Origin of the sequence: Herbaspirillum sp. WKF16, from assembly GCF_028993615.1 — a bacterium.
In the GTDB taxonomy this organism is placed as follows: Bacteria; Pseudomonadota; Gammaproteobacteria; order Burkholderiales; family Burkholderiaceae_D; genus Herbaspirillum.
This window is the reverse complement of the sequence record NZ_CP118632.1, coordinates 4,389,493-4,413,339: the sequence shown is the minus strand read 5'-3', so window position 1 is coordinate 4,413,339 and position 23,847 is coordinate 4,389,493. Positions and strand designations below refer to the sequence as shown.

Annotated in this window: 24 protein-coding genes and 1 tRNA gene; 21 read left to right on the top strand and 4 right to left on the bottom strand. The window is 63.2% G+C overall.

What is annotated here, in order from left to right; genetic code table 11:
- Nucleotide 1: 1 nt before the first annotated feature.
- Nucleotides 2-538 (bottom strand): glutathione-regulated potassium-efflux system oxidoreductase KefF, encoded by a 537-nt coding sequence (kefF, locus tag Herbaro_RS19970; protein ID WP_275011343.1) that lies wholly within the window; start codon nucleotides 536-538, stop codon nucleotides 2-4.
- A gap of 345 nt (nucleotides 539-883) precedes the next feature.
- On the opposite strand from kefF, the gene Herbaro_RS19965 reads away from it, so the two are divergent.
- From Herbaro_RS19965 to Herbaro_RS19945, 5 genes are all read left to right on the top strand, one after another.
- On the top strand, nucleotides 884-1,990 hold the full coding sequence (locus Herbaro_RS19965) for a gamma-glutamyl-gamma-aminobutyrate hydrolase family protein (protein WP_275011342.1): 1,107 nt from the start codon (nucleotides 884-886) through the stop codon (nucleotides 1,988-1,990).
- Nucleotides 1,991-2,202: 212 nt separating this feature from the next.
- On the top strand, nucleotides 2,203-2,511 hold the full coding sequence (locus Herbaro_RS19960) for an ElaB/YgaM/YqjD family protein (protein ID WP_275011341.1): 309 nt from the start codon (nucleotides 2,203-2,205) through the stop codon (nucleotides 2,509-2,511).
- Between the two features lie 11 nt (nucleotides 2,512-2,522).
- Nucleotides 2,523-2,924, top strand: a complete 402-nt coding sequence (locus tag Herbaro_RS19955) for a phage holin family protein (RefSeq protein ID WP_275011340.1) — start codon at nucleotides 2,523-2,525, stop codon at nucleotides 2,922-2,924.
- A 20-nt stretch (nucleotides 2,925-2,944) separates the two neighbouring features.
- Nucleotides 2,945-3,379, top strand: a complete 435-nt coding sequence (locus Herbaro_RS19950) for a hypothetical protein (RefSeq protein WP_275011339.1) — start codon at nucleotides 2,945-2,947, stop codon at nucleotides 3,377-3,379.
- 187 nt (nucleotides 3,380-3,566) lie between these two features.
- On the top strand, nucleotides 3,567-4,289 hold the full coding sequence (locus Herbaro_RS19945) for a YiaD family glycine zipper/OmpA-like lipoprotein (protein WP_275011338.1): 723 nt from the start codon (nucleotides 3,567-3,569) through the stop codon (nucleotides 4,287-4,289).
- 72 nt (nucleotides 4,290-4,361) lie between these two features.
- Here Herbaro_RS19945 and Herbaro_RS19940 read toward each other — a convergent pair whose 3' ends face one another.
- Nucleotides 4,362-4,925 carry a c-type cytochrome gene (locus Herbaro_RS19940; RefSeq protein ID WP_275011337.1) on the bottom strand — a complete coding sequence of 188 codons (564 nt, stop codon included), beginning with the start codon at nucleotides 4,923-4,925 and terminating at the stop codon, nucleotides 4,362-4,364.
- A 241-nt stretch (nucleotides 4,926-5,166) separates the two neighbouring features.
- Between Herbaro_RS19940 and Herbaro_RS19935 the strand changes: the two genes are divergently transcribed.
- Nucleotides 5,167-5,242: transfer RNA gene (locus tag Herbaro_RS19935), tRNA-Arg, on the top strand.
- A 357-nt stretch (nucleotides 5,243-5,599) separates the two neighbouring features.
- Here Herbaro_RS19935 and fliD read toward each other — a convergent pair.
- Nucleotides 5,600-7,612: a flagellar filament capping protein FliD gene (gene fliD, locus Herbaro_RS19930; protein WP_275011336.1), complete on the bottom strand. Its 2,013-nt coding sequence runs from the start codon at nucleotides 7,610-7,612 to the stop codon at nucleotides 5,600-5,602.
- 270 nt (nucleotides 7,613-7,882) lie between these two features.
- On the opposite strand from fliD, the gene Herbaro_RS19925 reads away from it, so the two are divergent.
- The 12 genes from Herbaro_RS19925 (at nucleotide 7,883) to Herbaro_RS19870 (ending at nucleotide 17,104) form a co-directional block, all read left to right on the top strand.
- Complete coding sequence (locus Herbaro_RS19925; protein WP_275011335.1) at nucleotides 7,883-8,233, top strand: hypothetical protein; 351 nt, start codon at nucleotides 7,883-7,885, stop codon at nucleotides 8,231-8,233.
- A 295-nt stretch (nucleotides 8,234-8,528) separates the two neighbouring features.
- The gene (locus tag Herbaro_RS19920; protein ID WP_275011334.1) at nucleotides 8,529-8,873 is read left to right on the top strand and encodes an ATP synthase subunit I; all 345 of its coding nucleotides are present in this window, start codon (nucleotides 8,529-8,531) and stop codon (nucleotides 8,871-8,873) included.
- A complete protein-coding gene (gene atpB, locus Herbaro_RS19915) occupies nucleotides 8,870-9,691 on the top strand; it encodes a F0F1 ATP synthase subunit A (RefSeq protein ID WP_275011333.1) in 822 nt (273 codons plus the stop codon). The genes Herbaro_RS19920 and atpB overlap by 4 nt, the downstream gene beginning before the upstream one ends.
- Nucleotides 9,692-9,769: 78 nt before the next feature.
- Nucleotides 9,770-10,015, top strand: coding sequence for a F0F1 ATP synthase subunit C (gene atpE / locus Herbaro_RS19910; protein WP_006461334.1), 246 nt, complete (start codon nucleotides 9,770-9,772; stop codon nucleotides 10,013-10,015).
- Between the two features lie 74 nt (nucleotides 10,016-10,089).
- Entirely contained in the window at nucleotides 10,090-10,560 is a 471-nt protein-coding gene (locus Herbaro_RS19905) for a F0F1 ATP synthase subunit B (protein WP_275011332.1), read from the top strand.
- A 1-nt stretch (nucleotide 10,561) separates the two neighbouring features.
- Complete coding sequence (locus Herbaro_RS19900; protein ID WP_275011331.1) at nucleotides 10,562-11,095, top strand: F0F1 ATP synthase subunit delta; 534 nt, start codon at nucleotides 10,562-10,564, stop codon at nucleotides 11,093-11,095.
- Between the two features lie 45 nt (nucleotides 11,096-11,140).
- Complete coding sequence (gene atpA / locus Herbaro_RS19895) at nucleotides 11,141-12,682, top strand: F0F1 ATP synthase subunit alpha (RefSeq protein WP_275011330.1); 1,542 nt, start codon at nucleotides 11,141-11,143, stop codon at nucleotides 12,680-12,682.
- A gap of 30 nt (nucleotides 12,683-12,712) precedes the next feature.
- A complete protein-coding gene (gene atpG / locus Herbaro_RS19890; RefSeq protein ID WP_275011329.1) occupies nucleotides 12,713-13,585 on the top strand; it encodes a F0F1 ATP synthase subunit gamma in 873 nt (290 codons plus the stop codon).
- A gap of 64 nt (nucleotides 13,586-13,649) precedes the next feature.
- The gene (gene atpD / locus Herbaro_RS19885; protein WP_275011328.1) at nucleotides 13,650-15,050 is read left to right on the top strand and encodes a F0F1 ATP synthase subunit beta; all 1,401 of its coding nucleotides are present in this window, start codon (nucleotides 13,650-13,652) and stop codon (nucleotides 15,048-15,050) included.
- A 62-nt stretch (nucleotides 15,051-15,112) separates the two neighbouring features.
- A complete protein-coding gene (locus tag Herbaro_RS19880; protein WP_275011327.1) occupies nucleotides 15,113-15,535 on the top strand; it encodes a F0F1 ATP synthase subunit epsilon in 423 nt (140 codons plus the stop codon).
- 255 nt (nucleotides 15,536-15,790) lie between these two features.
- Nucleotides 15,791-16,246, top strand: a complete 456-nt coding sequence (locus Herbaro_RS19875) for a CoA-binding protein (protein ID WP_275011326.1) — start codon at nucleotides 15,791-15,793, stop codon at nucleotides 16,244-16,246.
- 45 nt (nucleotides 16,247-16,291) lie between these two features.
- Nucleotides 16,292-17,104: a polyphosphate kinase 2 family protein gene (locus Herbaro_RS19870; RefSeq protein WP_275011325.1), complete on the top strand. Its 813-nt coding sequence runs from the start codon at nucleotides 16,292-16,294 to the stop codon at nucleotides 17,102-17,104.
- A gap of 191 nt (nucleotides 17,105-17,295) precedes the next feature.
- Here Herbaro_RS19870 and Herbaro_RS19865 read toward each other — a convergent pair whose 3' ends face one another.
- On the bottom strand, nucleotides 17,296-18,084 hold the full coding sequence (locus tag Herbaro_RS19865) for a transporter substrate-binding domain-containing protein (RefSeq protein WP_275011324.1): 789 nt from the start codon (nucleotides 18,082-18,084) through the stop codon (nucleotides 17,296-17,298).
- A 230-nt stretch (nucleotides 18,085-18,314) separates the two neighbouring features.
- Between Herbaro_RS19865 and gabD the strand changes: the two genes are divergently transcribed.
- From gabD to Herbaro_RS19850, 3 genes are all read left to right on the top strand, one after another.
- Nucleotides 18,315-19,769: an NADP-dependent succinate-semialdehyde dehydrogenase gene (gene gabD / locus Herbaro_RS19860; protein ID WP_275011323.1), complete on the top strand. Its 1,455-nt coding sequence runs from the start codon at nucleotides 18,315-18,317 to the stop codon at nucleotides 19,767-19,769.
- Nucleotides 19,770-19,921: 152 nt separating this feature from the next.
- Nucleotides 19,922-21,001 carry a uroporphyrinogen decarboxylase gene (hemE, locus tag Herbaro_RS19855; protein WP_275011322.1) on the top strand — a complete coding sequence of 360 codons (1,080 nt, stop codon included), beginning with the start codon at nucleotides 19,922-19,924 and terminating at the stop codon, nucleotides 20,999-21,001.
- A gap of 711 nt (nucleotides 21,002-21,712) precedes the next feature.
- Complete coding sequence (locus tag Herbaro_RS19850; protein WP_275011321.1) at nucleotides 21,713-23,821, top strand: primosomal protein N'; 2,109 nt, start codon at nucleotides 21,713-21,715, stop codon at nucleotides 23,819-23,821.
- The last annotated feature ends 26 nt before the right edge of the window (nucleotides 23,822-23,847 follow it).

The window sequence follows — 23,847 nt, the reverse complement described above, 5'->3', positions numbered from 1 at the left end:
CTCATTCCCAGTTCGGGTAGCGTTCCAGGCGTTCGAGATAGTGCTCGACGTGGCGCTGGAAATCCACCGGCGGCAGGTGGTGGGCGCCGTGCAGGATCAGCGGTTCCATCCAGCGCATGCCGCACAGGCGCGCGGTCTGCTGATAGGGCGGCAGGAAGTCGGCGAAGGGATGGCCGTGACGTCCGCCCGGCGCATAAGCCTGCTCCTCCCCGCCGGTGGAGGCGACCAGCCAGAAACCCTTGCCGTGCAGCGCGTCGCCGTCGTGGCCGAAGGCCCAGCCGCGCGCCAGCACCAGGTCTACCCACTCCTTTTGCAGCGCCGGCATGCTGTACCAGTGGATGGGATGCTGCATCACCACCAGGTCGGCTTGCTCCAGCAAGCGCTGCTCGTGGGCGACGTCGATGATGAAATCCGGATAGCGCTCGTAGAGGTCGTTGACCGTCACGCCGGGCAACTTGGCGGCGGCCTCGATCATCAGGCGGTTGGTGCGCGAGAGCTCGGCGGCGGGATGGGCGTAGAGGATGAGTACCTTGGGCATCGGTGTCGTCGTGGCTGGCGGTGGGCCGGTTGTCGTGGCGCAGGGCAAGGCAAGCGTCTCCCGTTTGCCGAAAATCGCCGGAACATGCGAAGGCGATCCGCTGTCTGCTCATTAAAGGGAAGGGAGTTTGCCACGAAAGCGTCTGCCGCCGCTTGTACGAAGCAAGCCGGGCGCGACGCGTTTTCGCGCTGGCGCCCGTTTCCCTGAATTTTCCTGCGGGTATCAAAAGCCGGGTAATGCGCTTATACTCAGCCGACCCCAAGGCTCCCGTCGCTCCCTCGGCGCGGGGGAGCCGCAGCGTTGACACTCGCCGCAGTTTATTCACATTCCGTCTTTATTGCAGCCATGTCCGACATCCAAGATTCCGAAGCCAACCTGCCCAAGGAACCCATCCCGGCCAAGCCCGGCAGCGCCAGTGTTCCCGCCGCGGCCGCAGACGCCGTCGCCCCTGCCCATTCTCCAGCCCAGCCCGCATCCCCGGCGGCACCGGCGCCGCAAGGCGTGCAGCCCGGTCCGGGCGCCGAGCCTGCGGCGCAGGCCGCGCAGCACCAGCCGGCTGCGCACGCGCCCCTGCCGCCGCCCCCGCATCACGCGGGCGACGCGCCATGGGCGCAGACCTGGCAGTTCCTGGCCGCGCGCCTGCGCGCGCTGTCCGACAAGGCGGGACGCCGCGTCATGCAGCGCACGCTCAAGATCGGCGTGTCGGCCCGCATCTTCCACCCCGAATCCGGCGCCAAGGGCCTGCGCAGCAAGACGCTGCAGTATCTTGAGGAGTCGATCGCGCAATGGGTGATGTCGCGCGACGTGCTGGTGTTCATGATCCCGACCGTCAACACCAACGGCCTGGTGCACCCCAGCAACATCCGCCTGCGCGACTACGCCAAGAACCTCGACGGCCTGGTGCTCCAGGGCGGCGCCGACGTCTCGCCGCAAAGCTACGCGCAGGCCGCGACCCGCCCCGAGTGGAGCGGCGACCGCGTGCGCGACATGTACGAGCTGGAACTGCTGCATGAATTCATCGAGGCGGGCAAGCCGGTGCTGGGCATCTGCCGCGGCTGCCAGCTGATCAACGTGGCCTTCGGCGGCACCCTGTACCAGGACATCGCCACCGACGTTCCCGCGGCGATCTCGCACGTCAACGACCAGTACGACAGCAACTATCACACGCTGCAGTTCCCGCAGGGGTCGTCGCTGGCGTCGCTGGTGAAGACCGAGAACGCCGTGGTCAACTCCATTCACCACCAGGCGGTGCGCGACGTCGGGCGCGACCTGTCGGTGGAGGCGGTTTCCGGGCCTGACCAGATCGTGGAGGCGATTCGCTACCGCAAGGCGCCGTTCGTCATGGGCCTGCAGTGGCATCCCGAGTTCCACCGCGCCGGCAGCGCCGAATTGCTCGACTGCACGCCCATTCTCGACAGTTTCTTGCGCGCCGCGCGCGAGACGCGTTTCTGAACGTTCGCAAACGCCACGCCGCCGCGCTTGAATTGACGGAAACTATTGTGGGGGCGCGCCATCGAACTGGTTTGCGCTATCGCAAGGTCGCTCCGTTTCCGCTACCTGCCGGATGCAGGCCTCTGTAGAATCGATCGGTGCGGCGCAGCTGACCAGCGCGCCGCGCCGACATGCTTGTCTTTTTCGCCAACCGGGATAAAAAGGAGAATCGAATGACCCAATCCGCCGCTCTCAAGACCGTCAGGAACGACATGAAGACGCTCGTCAAGGACGCCCAGGCGCTGTTCGCCGAGGCCGCCGCCGCTACCGGCGACAAGGCCGACGAGCTGCGCGCCAAGGGCCTGACCCTGCTGGAAGCCGCCGCCGAAGCCGCCCAGGGCGCCCAGGCCGCCGCCATTGAAAAGGGCAAGGAAGTCGCCGCCAAGACCGATGACTACGTGCACGAAAATCCGTGGCGCGCCGTGGCCATCTCTGCAGGCCTGGGCCTGCTGGTGGGCCTGGTCATCGGCCGCAGCAAGTAAGCGGCGCATCCATGGCGACCCCGCACAAGGAGGGACAGCCGGCCCAGCCTCCCAATCCGGGGCTCACTGCCGGACTGTTGGGGCTGGCCAAGAACCTGCTCGGCCTCATCATCAGCCGTATCGAACTGGCGTCGCTGGAGATGTCGGAGATAGGCGTCAACCTGATCCGCTTCGCCGTCATCTTCGTGTTGGCCGCGGTCGCGCTTTGGTTCGCCCTCGCGTTCTGGTCGGTGCTGATCGTGATGCTGGCCTGGGATGCCTGGGGTTGGAAGATCCTGGCGTTGCTGGGGTTCATCTTCAGCTTGGCCACGGTCGGCCTGGTGTTCTACGCGCGTTCGGTGCTCACGCAGGGCAAGCTGTCGTTGCCCACCACCATGGCCGAGCTGCGCAAGGACCGCGACGCCTTGCTATGAGCGCATTACCGGGGACATCCATGCAAACAGATCCGCACGACGGCATGACGCACGAGGAGCGCAAGCGCAAGGTGCTGGCGCAGGGTGCCCTGTACCGTCTGGGCGTGATGGAAGCGCGCCAGGTGGTGCGTGAAAACCTCAGCCCCGAATCGCTGGCCAAGGGCGCCTTGAGCCGGGTGGGCCACTTTGCCGCCTCCTTTGTCGGCGGCGGCAAGACGGTTCAATCGATCAAGTCGCTGGCCGGCGGCGGCCTCTCCGGCATCAACCTGCAATCGGTCACGCCGCTGCTGATGACCGGCGCGTCCCTGCTGTCGCGCCGCTGGCTGCGCAAGCCCATGCTGTATGGCGGCATCATCGCCGCCGTCGGCGGCCTGGCGTATTTCTTCAGCCAGCGCCATGAGGCTGGCGGCGAGGAGGCCGGTCCGCCGGAAATGCCGGGGCCGTTGCAGGAGTAACGGCGCGGCGTTGCCGGCATCGGCGCATGCCAAACGACAAGGGCATCCGGTTCGCCGGGTGCCCTTGTCGTTTGGTGTTACAGAAATCCCCACCTCGGCGGTGGAACATATTGACGCCGGCCCGCTCTGAACCAGACCGGCCGCAAGGTCCGTACAACAACGCTGAGAAGGCAAGAAAGGACATCCCATGAAGACATTATCGATAGCGGCCATCGTCGGCGTGCTGGCCATCTCCGGTTGCGCCGACATGAACCAGACGCAACGCGGCACGGCGACCGGCGCCGGTATCGGCGCGGGTATCGGCGGCATCCTCGGCGCCGCCACGGGCGGCGGCGGTGGCGGCCGCGCGCTGGGCGGCGCTGCCATCGGCGGCGCGATCGGCGCGGTCGCCGGCAACATCTGGTCCAACCGCATGGAGAACCAGAAACGCGCGATGGAGCAGGCCACCCAGGGCACCGGCGTGCAGGTCACGCAGACCGCCGACAATCGCCTGAAGCTTGAAATTCCCAGCGACATTTCCTTCGACACCGGCCGCGCCGACATCAAGCCCGACCTGCGTCCGGTGCTCGATCGCTTCGCCGCCACGCTGGCGGAGAACCCCGCCACCAATGTGACGATCGTGGGCCATACCGACAACACCGGCAGCGACGCCATCAACGACCCGCTGTCGACGCAGCGCGCCGCCCGCACGCGCGACTACCTTGCCACGCGCGGCGTTGCCGCCGGTCGCTTCTCCATCCTGGGCCGCGGTTCGCACGAGCCGCTGGCGCCCAACACCTCGGAGGCCAACCGCGCCAAGAATCGCCGCGTGGAAATCTTCGTGGCCGAGCCGCAGCAGGCGCCCCAGCAGCAACCGCCTGCCGGTTACGCGCCGGGCGCATATCCGCCGCCCCCGCCGCCGCGTTATTGATCGCATCGCAGAACAGGATGCGGAAAAGAAAAAGCCCCGACTCGGTCGGGGCTTTTTCATGGGTGATGGAGATTACTTGGCGGGGGCCGCTGCGGGCGCGTCGCCCTCGGCCGGAGCCGCTGCCGGCGCCTTCACTTCAGGCTCCTTGAACTTGGCGCCGGACTGGTTGGCCATGTAGACCACGGTGCGCTGGATCTCGACGTCGTCCAGGTCCGGGTTGCCGCCCTTGGCCGGCATGGCGCGCAGGCCGTTGATGGCGTGCGACACCAGCGTGTCGTAGCCTTCGGCGATACGCGCCTTCCAGGCGGCCTCGTCGCCCACCTTGGGGGCGCCGGCGACGCCTGCGGCGTGGCAGGCGGCACAGGTCGACTTGAAGATCTCTTCGCCGGACTGGAGTTGCTTGGGAGTGTTGGCGTCACGGAAGGTGAAGCCGTCGTCTGCCACCGGCTTGATGCGCGCGGCGATCATCTCGGGCGTTTGGCTGTCGGATCCGGCGCCGGTCTTCTGGCCGTTGGTCACGTACTGGACCAGGAGCACGATGCATACGATGGGAACCAGAAAACCTGCTACGACTGCTGCGATCAACTGCTTGGGAGTCCTGATTGCCGACTCGTGTTCTTGATGAGCTGAGCTCATTGGCGTCCCTCCGTAATGTGTCCTCGAAATTGGGGCGGAAAACGTCGGTTCCCTTTGTATCGCCTGGCATTGCGTGGAACTAGGATCAGGCAGGGCTTTCATTGCGCTCTCTCGCCGAACTCTTGATTATAGTCACAATGCTTTCCGTTTGACACGGAAAAACGCCCTGCGGCATGGACGGCCTGAGGGAAAACCGGTATCCTTCAGGCCTCTTCGGGTTTCGGCCCGATTTGTCCTATATGCGGCTGTAGCTCAGTGGATAGAGTATTGGCCTCCGAAGCCAAGGGTCGTGGGTTCGATCCCCGCCAGCCGCGCCAAAGGCCTTGCAGTTCAGCGCCTTGCGCAAGCTTCAACCGTTTTCCCCTACCTCGCCGTGCGTACGCATCACCGTGACGATGATGCTTTCGGCCGCCTTGTTACCGCCCCCTGCACCTGCCCTGACCGCACCTTCCGGCCCTACAAAGTGGAACAACGTAGTTATTGCAATAATTGCAATCTGTTCCGATAGGGAAAGATGATGCAGCCTTTGGCTGCCCATTGCTTTGCGCGATATCAATTCCGACGTGTCATCTTCTTAATCCCGACGGTTGTCCGGCCGGGTGCGGCGGGCGAACAACAAGGGCGCGCCCGGTCGTCGGGCGTGCCTCGTTTGCGTTGCCGCTCAGGCCGCAGGCTTACTTGCTGCCGCTCAGCCTGGAGAGCTGCTGCGTGAGATAGCTCTGGCGCGATTGCATCGTCGCCAGCGTGACGTTGAGCCGGTTGAATTGGTTGGTGTAGCTGTCCTTGAGCGTCTGCAGCCGCGAGTTGGCCGCGGTCTGCAGGGCGGTGTTGGCCTTGAGGCTATCTTGCAGCCCCTTGGTCTTGCTGGCCACGATGCCACTGTCGCCGAGCATGTTGCCCAGCAGCGTCTGCAGTTTGGGCACCACGCCATCGGCGCCGCCGAACAGCTTGGCGACGCCGTCGAAGTTCTTGCTGGTGGCTTCGCTCAGCTTCGCGGCGTCCAACGCCAGCGTGCCGTCTTTCTGGAACGAAATGCCCACGCGCGACAACGAGCTTGCGCCGCCGGTGTCGCCCATCGAACTCATCAGCGCGCCGCGCAACTGCGTCATGACGTTCTTCACCGCCGACTCCGATCCCAGCGGCGAGTTGCTGTTGGATTCGCCCTTGGTGGTCGAGGGCGTCTGCTTGGTCAGCGAAGCGATCGCCTTGGCCAGGGTGTTGTAGGCCGAGACGAAAGTGGTGGCGGCGGTGGTGACGCCGGCGGTGTCGTTGCTGATCGACAGCGAGAAATTGTCATCGGCGGTGGTGACCTTGCTCAGGTTGAGCGTGACGCCCGAGATGGCGTCGCTGACCTTGTTGCTGGCGCTGGTGACGGCCACGCCGTCGATGGTGAGCTTGGCGTCCTGCGCCTTGGTCAGCTGGCCCATGCCGCTGGCCGTCAGCGGCGTGTAGTCGCCGGAGCCGGTCAGGGCCACCGGCTCGGTGCCGGCCGGCTTCAGCACCAGGCGCTCCTTGCCGTTCTCGGTGGCGATGGTGGCCGTCACGCCGGCGTTGGCGCCGTTGATCGCCTGCATCACGTCGCTCAGCGCGGTGCCGGCAGGGGTGAGGCTGATGGTCTTGGCGCCCACCTGCAGGCTGACGTTGCCCGTGGCGAAGACCTCGCCGGGGGCCACGGGCGGCGTCATGACCTGTCCGCTGGGATCGAAGCCGAACATCGCATAGTTGCCGGTGCCGCTGATGCGCAGGCTGTTGGCCGAACCGCTGTCCTTGGCGGTGATGACCAGGTGATTGTTGGTGCCGTCGCTGACGATCGATGCCGTCACGCCGGCGTCGCTGGCGTTGATCGCATCGCGCACGCCGGCCAGCGTGTTGCTCTTGGGCTGGATGATGGCGGTCGATCCGTTGCCGGTCTTGATCGCGAGAATGCCGTTTTCAAACGTCGTGCCCGGCGCGATGCCGGCCGATGTCACCTTGTGCGACTGTGCCAGCTGCGACACCGCGATGGAGTATTTGCCGGAAGCGGCCTTGGTCGCATCGCGCGGCGCCTGGATCTGGGTGACCGTGCCCGGCGTGCTGGAGGAGGCATCGTAGTTGAGGCCGGCCAGGCTGCCGTTGGCGGTGATCTTGACGGTATTGGCCGTGCCGCCCTTGGTCGATTCCAGCACAAGGTGATCGCCGCTGCCGTCGGTGACGATGGAGGCGGTCACGCCCGCGTTGCCGGCATTGATGGCGTCGCGCACGCCGGACAGCGTGGCATCGGCTTTCAAGGTAATGAACTTGGGCTGGTCGGCGCCGACCTTGATGGCGATCGAGTCGCCGGCCTTGAAGATGCTGCCCTTGGGGTAGCCCGCGGACTTCAGCTTTTGCGCCAATGCCTTGGTGGTCTCGTCGGTGTTGACGTCGGCGGTAAACGGATCGGTGGTGAGCTTGGTGCCGGTGCCGGCATTGCTGACGGTCGGCTTTTGCGAGCTGAAGCTGGCCACGTTCAGGCCCTTGAGCGCGTTCTGGTAGCTGGTCAGGGCGTTCTTGAGGCTGCCGTAGGCGGAGATCAGGGCGTTGAAGCTGTTGGCCTTGTTGGCCAGCGGCGTCAGGCGCGACTTGCTTTCAACCGCGATCAACTGGTTGACCAGGGTTGCAACATCCAACGGGCCTGCGGAGGTCGAAATGGTGCCGGTAGAAGTGGCCACGGATATTCCTGTTCTTTGCGAGGGGGACTGCCTGGGTTGAGAAGAAAAAGCGCTCTTATCGTGTTTTTGGCGAAGCTTCTGTTGTTAAGCACCCGATACGTTTTGGCTCGCGGGGGAAACGAAATGGCCGTGCTTTTCTTTTCATATTTTTACAAAGCGGGTTACGTATGAATTGCGAATTTCTTTAACTAGAAGTCGACTTTTCTTTCGAAACAGCCGTATTCAGGCTGTTTCGCCGCAAAAATGGTTTGCGAGTGGAGTGCTCATGTGATGAGTGAGCAGGCCCGCGAAGCGGCTGCGGCGATCGTCGCCAGTCGGCGTGCGGGCGTCGTTGAGGAGGAGGGGCGGCTGGGCGTCGCTCCGGGGATACCGTGGTTCTACGATACGACGGACGCGGTGCCGCCGCCTGCGCCAAGGTTTACGCTGTGTTGCAACATCCCGCCCCAAAAGCGAGTCATGTCGTCTGATGACTTGTATTCGCGCGATATCGGCGGCTGCTTCTACGTCATCGATTGCGAGCGCTCCCCGTCCGCAGATAAATCATTGAATTACTTGGGGATTTTGGTCCGGCGACATGGTATTTTGCGGCTTGGCCCGAGAATTTCACCGGTCTTGGGCTGAATTGCCTCGCGCAAGGCCTCGGCCGTCATGCTGGGAGGGCGCGCGTCGGCCGGCGAAAGCCTTTGGCAATCGTCCCGTTTCTCCGGGCGCATGAATTCCCGAAAATCGCGTGCTGCAACGCACAAAATCGAAGTCGCCGCCTACTTACCCTATTTCGCCTACAAATGGCCGAGATAACGCCGCGATCTGGCTGTAAAAGGTTTGACTTACCCGAAAACGAACCTTTATAATCGCCGGGCTTTTAAGCTGCCGTACGCTCGTAATAGGTGCGGCGCATGCACGATATTGGATATTTATGCTGCGCATCATCCTTTTGCAGCTCGTAACCACGGTCGTCGCTGCACTGGTGGCAGGCATGATGGGTGGACTTCCGGCGCTATGGTCTGCCTTGTTGGGCGGAGCCTGTTGCGTGGTTCCCAACGCCCTGTTTGCATTGCGACTTCACATCAGCGCGCGTAAGCCAGGTGGTACCAACCCGATGACGTTTTTCTTCGGGGAATTTATCAAGATTGCTACGACCTTCGCGCTCATGGGCGTGATCGTTTGGTTGTACCACGGTGTCAACTGGCTCGCATTTGTGCTGAGCTTCATCGTGGTGCTTAAGAGTTATTTCATTTTACTGTTTAGACACCGACCATGACCGTAGAAGCCGCTGAACACGCGCCCACAGCCTCCGAATACATCGTCCACCACCTCGGACACCTCTCCACGCATCACCAAACCAAGATCGTCGATTTCTCCATCATCAACATGGATACCGTTTTCTGGTCCGTGTTCTGTGGCGTGATCGCATGCTTCTTCATGTTCCTGGCCGCCCGCAAGGCGACCTCGGGCGTGCCGGGCCGCTTCCAGGCCTTCGTCGAGATGGTGGTCGAGATGGTCGAAGACCAATCGAAGGCCATCGTGCACGGCGACCGCAGCTTCATCGCGCCGGTGGCGCTGACCGTGTTCGTCTGGGTCGCCCTGATGAACTCGCTGGACTTCCTGCCGGTCGACCTGGCTTCCGGCATCCTGGGCCTGTTCGGCATGGGTGAAGTGCACCACCGCATCGTCCCGACCGCCGACCTGAACGGCACCCTGGGCATCGCCCTGGGCGTGCTGGCCCTGATGCTGTACTACAGCGTCAAGATCAAGGGCGCAGGCGGCTTCGTCCACGAACTGTTCGCAGCGCCGTTCGGCATCTGGATGGCGCCGTTCAACCTGCTGTTGAACATCATCGAATTCGCCGCCAAGACCGTGTCCCTGGGCATGCGACTGTTCGGCAACATGTATGCAGGCGAACTGTTGTTCCTGCTGATCGCATTGCTGGGATCGACCGCAACCGCATTCGGCTTTGTCGGCCATGTGATCGCTGGTTCTATCTGGGCAATTTTCCACATCCTGATCGTGCTGCTCCAAGCATTCATCTTCATGATGTTGACACTGGTTTACCTGGGCCAGGCGCACGAAGCGCACTAACAACAAGGCTTGCAGTACCTGTTTTTCAGTTTGTTTTTTGGTTTTTTGTATTTACTTAACTTTTCTTGAGGAATTGTCATGACTGATGTCTCTTTCGTTGCTTTGGCTTGCGGTTTGATCATTGGCCTGGGTGCTATCGGCGCTTGTATCGGTATCGCGATCATGGGCGGTAAGTACCTCGAAGCATCCGCACGTCAGCCTGAACTGATGAACACCCTGCAAACCAAGATGTTCCTGCTGGCCGGCCTGATCGACGCTGCATTCCTGATCGGCGTTGGTATCGCCATGCTGTTCGCATTCGCAAATCCGTTCATCGCCAAGTAATTCGCGCTTCATAGCCGACTCTCACCTGCCGGACGTATGGTTCCGGCACTTGTTATTCTGAGAAGGGAATTACCGTGAACTTAAATGCAACATTGATTGCGCAGTTCGTGGTCTTCTTCATCCTCGCCGGCTTCACGATGAAATTCGTGTGGCCGCCGTTGATCAAGGCGCTCGACGAGCGCGCCAAGAAGATTGCGGACGGATTGGCTGCGGCCGATCGCGGCAAGGCCGACCTGGCCGCCGCTGAAAAGCGCATCCAGGGCGAGCTGGCGACGGCTCGCGATGAAGGCCAGAAGCGCATCGGCGAAGCCGAAAAGCGCGCACAGCTGATCATCGAAGAAGCGAAGAAGACGGCTGCCGACGAGGCCGCCCGTATCGTCGCCGCTGCCCGTGCCGACGCTGAACAGCAAGTGAACAAGGCGCGCGAAGAACTGCGCGGCGATGTCGCTACGCTGGCGGTCAAGGGCGCGGAACAGATCCTGAAGCGCGAAGTGAACGCCGCTGCGCACGCCGACCTGCTGAACCAACTGAAGACAGAGCTGTAATATGGCCGAACTCGTAACGATCGCTCGCCCTTACGCAGAAGCCCTGTTCCGTGTGGCCAAGGCAGGCAGCCTGGCAGCCTGGTCCGATCTGGTGACAGAGATGGCCCAGGTGGCAGCGCATCCCGAGCTCAAAGCCATCGCGCACAATCCTTCCGTTTCGCACGCCAAGCTGGCCGAAGTGTTCGCCGCCGCCTTGAAGACCCCGCTCTCCGTCGAGGCGCAGAATTTCGTCAAGACGCTGGTCGAGAACGGCCGCCTGGTGCTGTTGCCGCAGATCGCCGAACAATTCCATGAGCTCAAGAACGCTCAGGAAGGTTCGGCCGACGCGCACATCGCCAGCGCGTTCGAACTGAGCGACGCCCAGGTCAAGGATGTGGTCTCCACGCTGGAGAAGAAGTTCGGCCGCAAGCTGATCCCTTCGGTGACGGTGGACAACAGCCTGATCGGCGGCGTGCGCGTCGTGGTCGGCGACGAAGTGTTCGATACCTCCGTGCGCGCGAAACTGCAGCAGCTGCATGCTGCTCTGGCCGCGTAATTGCCCGAGCCTGGCTCAGCGAAAGAACAATTTTTAGGAGTTAGTATGCAACTCAACGCATCTGAAATCAGCGAGCTGATCAAGAGCCGGATCCAAGGCCTTGGCGATTCCGCTGAGATTCGCAATCAAGGCACGGTGATCTCCGTGTCCGACGGTATCTGCCGTATCCATGGTCTGTCCGACGTGATGCAAGGTGAGATGCTGGAATTCCCGGGTAACACCTTCGGCCTGGCGCTGAACCTGGAGCGTGACTCGGTCGGCGCCGTTATCCTGGGCGAGTACGAACACATCTCCGAAGGCGACGTGGTCAAGTGCACCGGCCGCATCCTGGAAGTGCCTATCGGCCCCGAACTGCGCGGCCGCGTGGTCAACGCGCTGGGTCAGCCGATCGACGGCAAGGGTCCGATCAACGCCAAGCTGACCGCTCCGATCGAAAAGATCGCTCCGGGCGTTATCGCCCGTGAATCGGTTTCGCAGCCGATGCAAACCGGCCTGAAGTCGATCGACTCGATGGTTCCCGTTGGCCGTGGCCAGCGTGAGCTGATCATCGGCGACCGCCAGACCGGCAAGACCGCAGTCGCGATCGACGCCATCATCAATCAAAAGGGTCAGAACATGACCTGCATCTACGTCGCGATCGGCCAGAAGGCTTCGTCGGTCAAGAACGTGGTGCGCGCGCTGGAAGAGCACGGCGCGATGGAATACACCATCGTCGTGGCTGCAACCGCCTCCGAATCGGCAGCGATGCAATACGTGTCGGCTTATTCGGGTTGCACCATGGGCGAATATTTCCGCGATCGCGGCCAGGACGCCCTGATCGTTTATGACGATCTGTCCAAGCAAGCCGTGGCCTACCGCCAGGTCTCGCTGCTGCTGCGCCGCCCGCCGGGCCGTGAAGCTTACCCGGGCGACGTGTTCTACCTGCACAGCCGCCTGCTGGAACGCGCCGCTCGCGTGAACGCCGACTACGTCGAGAAGTTCACCAACGGCGAAGTCACCGGCAAGACCGGTTCGCTGACCGCGCTGCCGATCATCGAAACGCAAGCCGGCGACGTGTCCGCCTTTGTTCCGACCAACGTGATCTCGATCACCGACGGCCAGATCTTCCTGGAAACCTCGCTGTTCAACGCCGGTATCCGTCCCGCGATCAACGCCGGTATCTCGGTGTCGCGCGTCGGTGGCGCCGCCCAGACCAAGGTCATCAAGGGCCTGTCCGGCGGTATCCGTACCGACCTGGCGCAGTACCGTGAACTGGCAGCCTTCGCGCAGTTCGCTTCGGATCTGGATGCGGCAACCCGCAAGCAGCTGGATCGTGGCGCACGTGTGACCGAACTGCTGAAGCAGTCGCAGTACGCTCCGCAATCGATCTCGATCATGGCCGTGACCCTGTTCGCTGTGAACAAGGGCTACATGGACGACGTCGAAGTGAAGAAGATCCTGGCCTTCGAAGCCGGTCTGCATAACTTCGTGAAGACCAGCCACGCTGACCTGCTGAAGAAGATCGAAGACACCAAGCAACTGGATAAGGATGCTGAAGCAGCACTGGCAGCCGCCATCGCTGACTTCAAGAAATCCGGCGCGTACTAATTTTTACTGAAGCTATAAGGAGTCTTACTCATGGCTACAGGTAAAGAGATACGTGGCAAGATCAAGAGCGTAGAAAATACGAAGAAGATCACCAAGGCGATGGAAATGGTCGCGGCATCCAAAATGCGCAAGGCGCAGGACCGGATGCACGCTGCCCGCCCGTACAGCGACAAGATCCGCAACATTGCGGCCAACCTGTCGCAAGCCAATCCGGAATACGTGCACCCCTTCATGGTCAAGCAAGATACGGCCAAGCGGGTTGGTTTCATCGTCGTCACGACCGACAAGGGTCTGTGCGGCGGCATGAATACCAACTCGCTGCGCCTGCTGACCGCGAAGATGCGCGAGCTGGAAGGCAAGGGGCTGGAATTTGAATCCGTCGCCATTGGCAACAAGGGTCTGGGTTTTCTGAATCGTATCGGCGCGCGCGTTGCCGCCAACGTGACGCAATTGGGCGATACGCCTCACCTGGAAAAGCTGATCGGCCCCGTCAAGGTGCTGCTCGACGCCTACCAGGAAGGCAAGCTGGATGCGGTGTACCTGGTGTACACCAAGTTCATCAACACGATGAAGCAGGAAGCCACCCTGCAGCAGCTGCTGCCGCTGACCAGCGACAAGCTCAAGGCTGACGAGGGTGCGCACTCCTGGGACTACATCTACGAGCCCGATGTGCAATCCGTGGTGGACGAGCTGCTGGTGCGTTACGTTGAAGCGCTGATCTATCAAGCCGTTGCAGAAAACATGGCGTCCGAGCAATCGGCGCGCATGGTGGCGATGAAGGCGGCAAGCGACAACGCAGGCAGCGTGATCGGCGAGTTGAAGCTGGTCTACAACAAGACCCGCCAGGCAGCGATTACCAAAGAACTTTCGGAAATCGTCGCCGGCGCCGCCGCTGTCGGTTGATCTGCTCATACGTAGCGCAGCGATGCGAAACAGAATTTAAATTTTATCTATTGAAGGAACGAAAATGGCTGATGGCAAAATCGTTCAGTGTATCGGCGCTGTGGTGGACGTTGAGTTTCCGCGCGATGCGATGCCCAAGGTTTACGATGCCTTGAAATTGGAAGGTTCGGAACTGACCCTGGAAGTCCAGCAACAGCTGGGCGACGGCGTCGTTCGTACCATTGCGCTCGGTTCGTCGGACGGTCTGCGCCGCGGCCTGACCATCACGAACACCGGCAAGGCGATCACGGTGCCGGTCGGCACCGCGACCCTGGGCCGCATCATGGACGTGCTGGGCAACCCGATCGACGAATGCGGTCCGGTCTCGCACGAGCAAACCGCATCGATCCACCGCAAGGCTCCCGCGTACGACGAACTGTCGCCGTCGCAAGAGCTGCTGGAAACCGGCATCAAGGTGATCGACCTGGTGTGCCCGTTCGCCAAGGGCGGCAAGGTCGGCCTGTTCGGCGGCGCCGGCGTGGGCAAGACCGTGAACATGATGGAACTGATCAACAACATCGCCAAGGCGCACAGCGGTCTGTCCGTGTTCGCCGGTGTTGGTGAGCGTACCCGTGAAGGTAACGACTTCTATCACGAAATGGCAGAAGCCAAGGTGGTTGACCTGGAAAACCCGGCCAACTCCAAGGTCGCCATGGTCTACGGCCAGATGAACGAACCGCCGGGCAACCGCCTGCGCGTGGCGCTGACCGGCCTGACCATCGCCGAAGGCTTCCGCGATGAAGGCAAGGACGTGCTGTTCTTCGTCGACAACATCTACCGCTACACCCTGGCCGGTACCGAAGTGTCCGCGCTGCTGGGCCGTATGCCTTCCGCCGTGGGCTACCAGCCGACGCTGGCCGAGGAAATGGGTCGCCTGCAAGAGCGCATCACCTCGACCAAGACCGGTTCGATCACCTCGATCCAGGCCGTGTACGTCCCTGCGGATGACTTGACCGACCCGTCGCCTGCAACCACCTTTGCCCACTTGGACTCGACCGTCGTTCTGTCGCGTGACATCGCATCGCTGGGTATCTACCCTGCCGTGGATCCGCTGGACTCGACCTCGCGCCAGCTGGACCCGCAAGTGGTCGGCCAGGAGCACTACGAGACCGCGCGCGCTGTCCAGGGCACCCTGCAGCGCTACAAGGAACTGCGCGACATCATCGCGATTCTGGGCATGGACGAACTGGCTCCGGAAGACAAGCTGCTGGTGGCGCGCGCTCGCAAGATGCAACGTTTCCTGTCGCAGCCGTTCCACGTCGCCGAAGTGTTCACCGGTTCGCCCGGCAAGTACGTTTCGCTGAAGGACACGATCAAGGGCTTCAAGATGATCGCCAGCGGCGAACTCGATCACCTGCCGGAACAAGCGTTCTACATGGTCGGCACGATCGAAGAAGCAATCGAAAAAGCCAAGAAGATCAACTAAGCAATTATTGATTTTCGGCGCCGCTCCCTTCACCGGGAGCGGTCAATCGACTAGGAAACGACATGGCACATACTATTCACGTGGACGTGGTCTCGGCGGAAGAGGCAATCTTCTCCGGCGAGGCTGAATTCGTCGCGTTGCCGGGTGAAGCGGGCGAGCTGGGTATCTATCCCCGCCACACGCCGCTGATCACGCGCATCAAGCCGGGTGCCGTCCGTATCAAGGTGCCGGGCCAGGCCAATGATGAGTTCGTCTTCGTCGCCGGCGGCCTGCTGGAAGTTCAGCCGGACACCGTGACCGTGCTGGCCGACACCGCGATCCGTGGCGCCGACCTGGACGAAGCCAAGGCTGCGGAAGCGAAGAAGCTGGCCGAGGAAGCACTGGCCAACCGCGATTCCAAGATCGACTACGCCGCTGCCCAGGCCGAACTGGCCGCAGCCGTGGCGCAGTTGGCCGCGATCCAGAAGCTGCGTCAGAAGCGCTGATTCACCGGTATTGCCGGCCGCTTGCGGCAGGCGAGAGCAAGGCAAGAAAGGCAGCCCAGGCTGCCTTTTTTCATGGGCGCTCGCCGGGCAGGGCAATGCCGCCGGCGAACCGCCTCATGCCCCTCAGCCCGGATCGCCGTGATCGGGTAAAGTGAATGCGAGGCGCGGCAATCGGATCGAACCAATTGGCGCGATGTAAATCATTTCCATGATGGCTGTCGCCGACGGCGGCATAGACGAGACAGGAGAGAGCAGATGGCGTCTCCGCCCAGTGAGCATCGGCAGTTGTCCTTCCGCGCCGGCGGCAAGCCGGTCATCGCCGTGGTCGGCTTGTCCAACCGGCCCGAGCGCGCCAGCTACGACGTTGCCGCCTACATGCAGGATGCCGGCTACCGGATCGTCGCGGTCAATCCCATGTACGCCGGCCAGGCCATCCTCGGCGAGCATTGCCATGCCACGCTGCAGGAGGCCAACGCGGCCCTGGCCGCAGACGGGTTGCGCATTTCCATCGTCGACTGTTTCCGCAAGTCGGCCGATATCCCGCCGGTGGTCGACGAGGCCATCGCCATAGGCGCCGAGTGCGTGTGGATGCAGGTCGACATCGAGCATGAGCAGGCCGCGGCCAAGGCGCGTGCAGCCGGCTTGAAGGTGATCATGGACAAGTGCATCAAGATCGAGCACCGTATGGGGAATTTACTCGGCGTGCTTTGAGATCGCGCGCCGCCAGGAACATCAACAACGATACAACGAGACCACATGGCAAAAAAGATCGCCCCGCAATTCATCGTCGGACCGAAGAGCCTCATCAAGGACGCCAGCGCATCGCAAAAGCCGCTGTCGCTGGGCGACAAGGAGCAGGACCGCGCCGAAATCCAGCGCCTGGCCGCGCTCATCGGCGAGCAGCAGCAGATGCTTTATGCCGGTCACAAGCACAAGCTGCTTGTCATCCTGCAAGGCATGGACACCAGCGGCAAGGACGGCACCGTCAACGACGTATTCGCCGGCGTCAACCCGCAGGGCATCCGCATCGCCAATTTCAAGGGGCCTACCGCGGTCGAGCTGGCGCACGACTACCTGTGGCGCATCCACCAGCAGGTGCCGGTGGCGGGCGAGATTGCCGTATTCAACCGCAGTCACTACGAGGACGTGCTGATCACCCGCGTGCACGACTGGATCGACGACCGGGAGTGCAAGCGCCGCTACCGCCAGATCAACGATTTCGAGCGCATGCTGGCCGAGACCGGCACGGTGATCCTGAAGTTCTTCCTGCACATCTCCAAGGACGAGCAGAAGGCGCGCCTGCAGTCGCGCATCGACGATCCCAGCAAGCACTGGAAATTCGATCCGCAGGACCTCGCGGAGCGAAAATATTGGGAGAGCTACCAGCAGGTCTACCAGAACGCATTGCGCGCTACCAGCACGGCCCACGCACCCTGGTACATCGTGCCGGCAAACTCCAAGCCGCATCGCAACCTTGTTGTGGCCAATGTGGTGCTGGAGACGCTGCAGAAACTGAAACTCAAGTTTCCGGATCCGAAGCCGGAACTGAAGAAGCTCAAGATCGACTGAGGCAGCGCCAGTCAGATTTTGGGGGAGGGCCTGGATACCGCTCCGCGCGAGCCGGCCCATGCCGGTCGTGCCGGCATCGCCCAACGATCACTGCGGCATGAAAAACGTCGCTGGATCCCGGCCCGCGCCGGGACGACGGAGCAGAAAGACAGGCCGGCGCCGTTTGCCTTGCGCCGGCCGAAGCGGTCAGGTCATTTCAACCACTTGTCGAACACCTGCTGGTATTCGCCGGTGGCCTTGGCCAGGTGCAGCCAGGCGTCCACGTAGGCCTTGAAGGCGACGTCGCCGCGCGGCAGCATGTAGGCCTTCTCGGCGAACTGCAGCGGCTGTTCCGGCATGACGGGGCACAGCTCCGGATGCAGCTTGGCCTGCCACATGGTTTCGCTGGCGTCGGTCACCATGACGTCGGCGCGGCCATCGACGATCTGCTGGAAGATGGTCACGTTGTCCGGATGCAGCATCAGCGTGGCGCGCTTGTAGCGGGTGCGTGCGAAGCGCTCGTTGGTGCCGCCGGGATTGACGATGGCGCGCGTGCCTGGCTGGTCGATCATGTCGAAGTTGCGGAATTTATCCTTGTCGGCGCAGCGCACCACGGGCGCCTTGCCGTCTACCATGGTCGGGTCCGAGAAGGCCGCCTTCTTCGCCCGCTCCAGCGTGATCGAGACGCCGCCCATGGCGATGTCGCACTGGGCGATGAAGTCGTTCATCAGGTTGCTCCACGTGGTCTTCACGAACTGGGCTTCCACGCCCAGCGACTTGGCCAGCGCCTGCGCCAGTTCGACGTCCATGCCCTCGAAGCTCTGGTCCGGCCGGTAATAGGTGAAGGGCTTGTAGTCGCCCGTCATGCACACGCGCAGCTTGCCTGATTTCTGCACCTGATCCAGGCGCGAGGGCGCGGCATCGTCGGCCATGGCCGGGCGCAGGGAAAGCGAAACGAGGGCGAGGCCGGCCAGCAGCGCGGCGCCGATGAACTTCTTCATGTGATTGTCTCCTGATTGTTTTTGGCAATGCGGCGCCGCTTGTGGTGCTGCTTGTCGCCAGGGCGCGCGTCTGCTTGTCGGATGCAGCGTTGCGATCATAGCAAAAGCCGCCATCCTTTCGTAGGACAACGCGCCGTTTCTGAACTCCGGCCCCGGGCGGCTTACTAAAAGATGTCCCCCGCGCCGGCGCCGCCTGCGCGGCGCAATCCGACACAACCCAGGGAGCAGACATGATCAAGCTGAACGATGCGGCGCTGTTGCGCCAGCAAGCCTATGTAGATGGCAAATGGGTGGACGCCGACAGCGGCCAGACCACCCCCGTGAAGAATCCGGCCAACGGCCAGCTCATCGGTTCCGTACCCAAGATGGGCGCGGCCGAGACCCGGCGGGCGATCGACGCCGCGAATGTTGCATGGAAGGCCTGGCGCGCGAAGACCGCCGCCGAGCGCGCGAAGATCCTGCGCAAGTGGAGCGAGCTGATGCTGGCCAATGCGGACGACTTGGCCCTGATCATGACCAGCGAGCAGGGCAAGCCGCTGGCCGAATCCAAGGGCGAGATCGGCTACGCCGCTTCCTTCATCGAATGGTTCGGTGAGGAGGCCAAGCGCGCCTATGGCGATGTGATTCCTTCGCCGCTGGCGTCTAACCGCATCGTCGTCACCAAGGAACCGATCGGCGTCTGCGCGGCGATCACGCCATGGAATTTCCCGGCCGCGATGATCACCCGCAAGGCCGGTCCGGCGCTGGCGGCCGGCTGTCCCATGGTATTGAAGCCGGCCGGCGCCACGCCGTTCTCGGCGCTCGCGCTGGCGGTGCTGGCCGAGCGCGCCGGCGTGCCGGCAGGCGTGTTCAGCGTGGTGACCGGCTCGTCCTCCGAGATCGGCGGCGAGATGACCGCCAATCCGCTGGTGCGCAAGCTCTCCTTCACCGGCTCCACCGAGACCGGCCGCAAGCTGATGGCGCAGTCCGCCCCCACCATCAAGAAGCTGTCGCTGGAGCTGGGCGGCAATGCGCCCTTCATCGTGTTCGACGATGCCGACCTGGATGCCGCGGTCGAGGGCACCATCGCCTCCAAATACCGCAATGCCGGGCAGACCTGCGTTTGCGCCAACCGCATCTACGTGCAGGACGGCGTCTACGACGCCTATGCCGAGAAACTGGTGGCCGCCGTGAAGAAGCTCAAGGTCGGCGACGGCACCGGTGAAGGCGTGACCCAGGGACCCCTGATCAATGAGGATGCCGTCAAGAAGGTCGAGCAACACCTGGCCGACGCCGTCAGCCAGGGCGCGCGCGTGCTGCTCGGCGGCAAGCGCCATGCGCTGGGCGGCACCTTCTTCGAGCCCACCGTGCTGGTCGACGCCAAGCCCGGCATGCGGGTGGCGCGCGAGGAAACCTTCGGCCCGATGGCGCCGCTGTTCCGCTTCAAGACCGACGAGGAGGCGGTGGCGCTGGCCAACGACAGCGAGTTCGGCCTGGCCAGCTACTTCTACTCGCGCGACATCGGCCGCATCTGGCGCGTGGCCGAAGGGCTGGAGTCCGGCATGGTGGGCATCAACACCGGGCTCATCTCCAACGAAGTGGCGCCGTTCGGCGGGGTCAAGCAGTCCGGCCTCGGGCGCGAGGGATCGCATTACGGGCTGGACGATTACCTGGTCGTCAAGTACCTCTGCATGGGCGGGATCTAAGGCGGGTGCAGGCAGGTCGCGGCCGCCGATTTGCGCGCGCCACGACCTGCGTCAATATCTGCGCTGGCCTATAGCGACAATTAGGCCGGAAGCGTCGCGCATGCAATGAGATAATGGCGGATTGACGCACGATAGCCATCAGGCCGCCTCCCATGTCCCAATTCGCCCCGCTGAAAAACGATACTTTCCTGCGCGCTTTGCTGCGCCAGCCTACCGACTACACGCCCTTGTGGCTGATGCGCCAGGCCGGCCGCTACCTGCCCGAATACCGCGCCACGCGCGCACGCGCCGGTTCCTTCATGGGCCTGGCCACCAATCCCGACTACGCCACCGAGGTCACGCTGCAGCCGCTGGAACGCTTTCCGCTGGATGCCGCGATCCTGTTCTCCGATATCCTCACCGTGCCCGACGCCATGGGCCTGGGCCTGTATTTCGCCGACGGCGAGGGTCCCAAGTTCGAGCGCCCCTTGCGCGACGAGGCGGCGGTCAAGGCGTTGCAGGCGCCCGACCTGTCGCGGCTGAACTATGTGTTCGAGGCCGTCACCCAGATCCGTCGCGAGCTGGACGGTCGCGTGCCGCTGATCGGCTTCTCCGGCAGCCCGTGGACGCTGGCCTGCTACATGGTCGAAGGCGGCGGCTCGGACGATTTCCGCCTGGTCAAGAGCATGCTCTACGGCCGCCCCGACCTGATGCACCACATCCTCAAGACCAATGCCCAGGCCGTGGCCGCCTACCTGAACGCGCAGATCGACGCCGGCGCCCAGGCCGTGATGATCTTCGACACCTGGGGCGGCGCCCTGGCCGATGGCATCTACCAGCAGTTCTCGCTGGCCTACATGGCCGACGTCGTCAGGCAACTGAAGCTGGAGAAGGATGGCGTGCGCATTCCCGCCATCGTCTTCACCAAGGGCGGCGGCCTGTGGCTGGAGCAGATCGCCGCCATCGGCGCCGACGCCGTGGGCCTGGACTGGACCGTCAACCTGGGCGAGGCGCGCCGCCGCGTGGGCGACAAGGTCGCGCTGCAAGGCAACCTCGATCCCAACGTGCTGTTCGCCGGCGACGAGGCCATCCGCGCGGAAGTGCGCAAGCTGCTGGAATCCTTCGGCGCGCCGGGCGCCGGCAGCGGCCATGTCTTCAACCTGGGCCACGGCATTTCCCAGCACACCCCGCCCGAGGCGGTCAGCGTGCTGGCCCAGGCCGTGCACGAAATCAGCCGTTCGATGCGCGCCTGACGCATTTTCCGTGCGCCATCGGCCGCAAGGTCGGGCATGGCGCCGGAAGTGGTCGGTTTGGCAAGCGCCGCATCACTTATGCACATTCCTGGCTCGCACCATATTGAGAATCACTCATATCGACATGCGGATTTCTTTGTCACGCCCGGATTTGCAAGTCATTGATTTTATTGGTGTTATTTTTTGACGCGCTTTTGGGCAATCTATTGAAAGGCGCTCCCTTGGCGGGCCTCCGGGCTGTCAAGAGGCACTTGTCAACAAAGTTATCCACAGGAATTGTGAATAAGCCAAAAAGCGGTTATGAAACCGCCGCTTACGGGTTTTTTTGAAGTTTTACTTTAACTATGTAGGACGACCTCCGAATGTGCATGCCGGAAATTTCCGGCGCAAGGCTGTCGGAGAATGCTTGACAAAAGTGCGGGCCGCATCGTCGCCGGCGGGACTTATGCACATTGCAGGAGCCCCGCAGCCGTTCCGGAAATTTTTGTATAGAATATTTTTCGCGCGCAGGCTGAAAATATAAGTATTTGATTTTATTGAATAATTTTTTTGCTTTTGATTTGGGCAATTTATTGAAAGCCGCTCCCAGCCTGGGGTAAGGGCTGTCAATAGCGACTTGTCCCCAAAGTTATCCACAGCATTTGTGGATAGCTCAAAAAATACCAATGAAACCAATAGTTAGCTCGGTTTTTCAGGAATCACATTAAGTTCGTGGAACAACGCATCCTCCAGGTCGCCCTCGACACCCCCTTGCACACCGTCTTCGATTATTGTTGGCGGCCCCAGGAGCCGGGCGAGGAGATTCCCGCCATCGGCCACTTGGTAGTGGTGCCGTTCGGCCGCCGCGAGGCGGTCGGCGTGGTGGTCGGCCATGCCGACGCCAGCGAGCTGGGCGCCGACAAGATCAAGAACGTGATCGCCGTGCGGCGCCAGCTGGCGCCGCTGTCCCCGCACTGGCTGGCGCTGGCCGGCTTCGCGGCCGACTACTACCAGCGGCCGCTGGGCGAGGTGATGCTGCCCGGCCTGCCCAAGAACCTGCGCGCGCTGACCACCGTCGCCCTGGATAAGGCGCTCAAGTCGCTGGACAAGACGCCGGCGCCGAAGAAACGCAAGGCCAAAGCAAAGGCCCCCGAAGCTGCCCCGGCCGAGGCGGAGCCGGCCGAGGCGCTGCCCGATCCCATGCAGTTCGGCCCGGCGCCCCCCTTGAACGCCGCCCAGCAGGAAGCCGTCGACGCGATTTCCCAGGCTGAAGGTTTCACGCCGCTGCTGCTGTACGGCGTCACCGGCAGCGGCAAGACCGAGGTCTACCTGCAGGCGGCGGCCGGCATCCTGCGGCGCGAGGCCGCGGCGGCCGGCGCCCAGATCCTGGTGCTGGTGCCGGAAATCAATCTTACCCCCCAGCTGGAAGGCAACATCCGCGCGCGCTTCCCGCACCTCAACGTGGTCGCGCTGCACAGCGGCCTGGCCGAGGGCGAGCGCACCCGCAACTGGGTGGCGGCCCACCTGGGGCAGGCGCATATCGTGCTGGGCACGCGCCTGGCGATCCTGGCTTCGCTGCCGGCCTTGAAGCTGATCGTCATCGACGAGGAGCACGACCCCTCCTACAAGCAGCAGGAAGGGCTGCGCTACTCGGCGCGTGACCTCGCGGTATGGCGCGCGCATCAGCTCGGCATCCCGGTGGTGCTGGGGTCGGCCACGCCCTCGCTGGAAACCTGGCAGCACGCCCAGGCCGGCCGCTATCGCCGCCTGGAACTGCGCCAGCGGGCGGCGCAGCAGGCGGTGCTGCCCAAGGTCAAGGTGGTCGACCTGGAGCGCGACAAGCCCACCGACGGCCTGACCTCGACCCTGATCGCCGCCGTGCGCAAGCGGCTGGAACACGGCGAACAGTCGCTGCTGTTCCTCAACCGGCGCGGCTATGCGCCGGTGCTGGCCTGCGACGCCTGCGGCTGGATCAGCAATTGCATGCGCTGCGACGCCTTCATGGTGGTGCACCGGCCGGAGCGCCGGCTGCGCTGCCACCATTGCAGCCTGGAGCTGCACATTCCCAAGTCCTGCCCGACCTGCGGCAATATCGACCTGCAGCCGCTGGGCCGCGGCACCCAGCGCGTAGAGGAGGGCTTGCACGCGATCTTTCCCGAGGCGCGGGTGCTGCGCATCGACGCCGACTCGACGCGACTGAAGGGCTCGGCACAGAGCGCCTTCGACAGCGTGCATCGCGGCGAGGTGGACATCCTGATCGGCACCCAGATGGTGGCCAAGGGCCACGACTTCAAAAAGCTGACGCTGGTGGGCGTGATGAATCCGGACACCGCCTTGTTCTCGCACGACTACCGCGCCAGCGAACGCCTGTTCGCGCAGCTGATGCAGGTGGCCGGGCGCGCCGGGCGGGCCGGGCTGTCGGCCGACGGCAGTTCCGGCGAAGTGCTGATCCAGACGCGCTATCCGCATCACCCGCTGTACCAGGCGGTGATGCGCCACGACTACGACGGCTTCGCCGGCGCGCTGCTGGACGAGCGGCGCCAAGCCTACTTCCCGCCCTTCATGTACCAGGCGCTGCTGCGCGCCGAGGCGCGCGAGCTGGAACAGGCCATGGCTTTCCTGAAGGAGGCGGCCGCCATCCTGGACGCGCCCGCCATCACCATCAACGAGCCGATCCCCATGACCATGATGCGGGTGGCCAATACCGAGCGCGCGCAACTGCTGGTCGAATGCGCCTCGCGCCCGGCGCTGCAGGCTTTCCTGAAGGAATGGCTGGCCCTGCTGCGCCAGCTGAAGACGCGCGCGCGCTGGTCGCTGGAAGTCGACCCGGTCGATATCTGACTGAGCCGCTGCGGCCCGGGCGCGCT